The sequence below is a fragment of the Christensenella sp. genome (assembly GCF_034927525.1).
GTDB lineage: Bacteria > Bacillota > Clostridia > Christensenellales > Christensenellaceae > Christensenella.
This window is the reverse complement of record NZ_JAYFPU010000288.1, coordinates 1-2,486: the sequence shown is the minus strand read 5'-3', so window position 1 is coordinate 2,486 and position 2,486 is coordinate 1. Positions and strand designations below refer to the sequence as shown.

The window sequence follows — 2,486 nt, the reverse complement described above, 5'->3', positions numbered from 1 at the left end:
GGGGGGCGACGAATTTTTCATCCCGGTTGACCTTGGCCATATCCTCCCGGCATTGTTTCCAGTCTGCCTCGGTGTAGTCGATCGCCGGGGCCTTGACGTATTTTTTCCACTCAGTGATATCGGGGCAGACCAGATGCTCGGAATCGTGGAGGGGAAAGGCACCGGGAGCCCCTGCGGGCCAGGCGTTCATGTAACCCCATCCGCATTTTACTGCATCATCCCCCGGCTTGGCGGGCATCATGGGATACGCCATGGCGTAGGGGGTCGAAAGAATAAATTCAATTCCCTCGTATTGCTTGACAAAACGATCGGGATTTCCCCCGGAAATCACTTCTCTCATATTCTCTTTGATGGATAGCATAATACAACTTCCTCCTTAAATTTGACGAGTTCTTAAACGGCCGCACTGTACCTGTATTGGTTAAGAAAACCTTGACACTTCTTTATAAAATGATTATATTCTCTATAAGAGTGGGTGTAAAGTCCGTAATACGGATGAATTTTGGCGTTGAATTCCTATATTTTGTAGGAAGGGATTTAGGGGGTGGAGCAAATGAAAATATCCTTGGTTGTCATTCAGGATGAGCTGATGGATTATGGCGGACAGATCCTGGGAGATTCTAGAAATCGAAAGCGGGGATGGTATCAGGCCCGGTCCTATCGTCAGGGGATGGCGATGGATGGGGATTGTCTGTACCTGGCAGAGGGAGCGGATTTTGACGAGGGAATTTCCGGCTGTGGGCTGATTAGCCGGGGGACACCTGGGGCGGCGGTCCTCGCCCGAAATACCGTCCTCACTTTCCCGGAGACGCTGTCCCTGCTGCAGCTGGCGGAGGCAGTCCAGCAGGTGTTTTTAAAGTATGCCAAATGGGAGGCGGCCCTTCGTCAGGCCCTTCAGAACAATGCCTCCTTCTATGAGCTCTTTGAGATTGCCGAAATCGTTTTTGAAAATTCAATGTTCATGCACGATTGTAATTTTATCGAGCTGGCCTGTGTTAACCGCCGTCCCGAGGAGGAGCTCTGGGAATACGATGAGCGCTGGGGAAAGTACTACTTGCCCCTGGAGATCGTCAACAACTTCAAAATCAATCCCGATTATCTTAAGACCATGACCACCAAGGGGCCGAAGATTTTTCCGGATACCACCTTTAATTACCGCATTCTCTACGAGAATTTATGGAATAATGGCCAATATTGGGGGAGAATCTGTATCAATGAAATCAACCGATCCCTGCGACCCAGCGATTTTGAGCTGTTGGATTATTTTTCCGGGATGGTGACAGAGGCACTCTCTGTCATCGAAATGACAGAGTATAAGCAGGCCTACTCCCTCCCCCGATTTCTAGGGGGCTTCATAGAGACCGGCCAGGTGGATCAAATGGCCATGGATACCCAGCTCATGCAGTATGGCTGGACCTACATGGACACTTATTTTTGCGCCTGCCTTTTCACCAATGAGGAGGATGACCATATCAACGCCATCCAGTATCGATGCAACCGCCTCATGGATCAATTTCCCCACAGCTGTGTCTTTTACGATGGGCGGTGCATCGTTATGCTCATTAACAGCACCCTGAGTGAAATGGATAGTCTGACCTTTCAGACCCAGATTGCTGTGATCCTGAGGGAAGGGCTGATTAAAGCCGGGGTCAGCACCCCATTCACAGACCTCCGGGATTTTCCGGACTATTACCGACAGGCCATGGCCGCCTTCGATACCGGGAGGAAACGCCAGGAAATGTTCTGGAGCTATCGCTTTGAGGACTATCGCATCGCCTATATCCTCCAAAAGGCCCTGTCCGATCTCCCGGGGGAGCTGCTGTGCAGCAAGGTGATTTTCATCCTTCAAGAATACGACCAAACCCATACCTCCGAGTTAAACCTAACCCTGAAAACCTATCTGGAAAACGAACGAAACCTGACCCGAACCTCCGAGCTTCTGGATGTCCATCGCAGCACCCTTCTGTATCGCATCAGCCGTATTGAAAAACTGACCGGGGCCGATTTGGACCAGCCGCAGGTCCGCTTCGATTTGCTCTTGTCCTATGCCTTGGAGGAGGAGAGCGTCCGGTATTTCAAAGCCTCAAGAAAATAAAAGAGAGGCTGCCCCGCCATTTTCATGGTTAACAGGACAACCTCATCGTGGAAAAGGGGATGATGCTTATTTTACTTCTTCTGAAATTTCTTCTTCTAATTCAGCATGGGCTTCCGCTTCCTGTACCGCTTCATCCGGCAGGACATCCGATTCTTCCTTGGGAATGACTAAATACAGAATGATGGCTACCAGGGTAGCGACGATGACCGGGGAATCCCCAAAGATACTGCCAACCCAGGCTGGGAATTGATCCAGGCAGCCTTCCACCTGGGTAATCCCCAGGCCCAAGGCAATGGATAGACCAACGATGCCACTGTTCTTCATGGACAGGCCCTGCTGCATAATCAGCCGGATTCCCGTCATGGTGATACTGGCGAAAACCGAGATCGTG

The 2,486-nt window shown here is 50.6% G+C and carries 1 protein-coding gene and 2 pseudogenes; 1 reads left to right on the top strand and 2 read right to left on the bottom strand.

What is annotated here, in order from left to right:
- Window positions 1–361: pseudogene (locus VB081_RS11700) on the bottom strand (uroporphyrinogen decarboxylase family protein); the annotation flags it as partial.
- Between the two features lie 192 nt (window positions 362–553).
- Between VB081_RS11700 and VB081_RS11695 the strand changes: the two are divergent.
- Entirely contained in the window at window positions 554–2,095 is a 1,542-nt protein-coding gene (locus VB081_RS11695; RefSeq protein ID WP_323400989.1) for a PucR family transcriptional regulator, read from the top strand.
- Window positions 2,096–2,161: 66 nt separating this feature from the next.
- Here VB081_RS11695 and VB081_RS11690 read toward each other — a convergent pair.
- Window positions 2,162–2,486, bottom strand: a pseudogene (locus VB081_RS11690) (hypothetical protein); the annotation flags it as partial.

What these genes read in the sequence shown, in the direction of transcription:
- VB081_RS11695 (WP_323400989.1), top strand. Translation starts at nt 554, where the DNA reads ATGAAAATATCCTTGGTTGTCATTCAGGATGAGCTGATGGATTATGGC.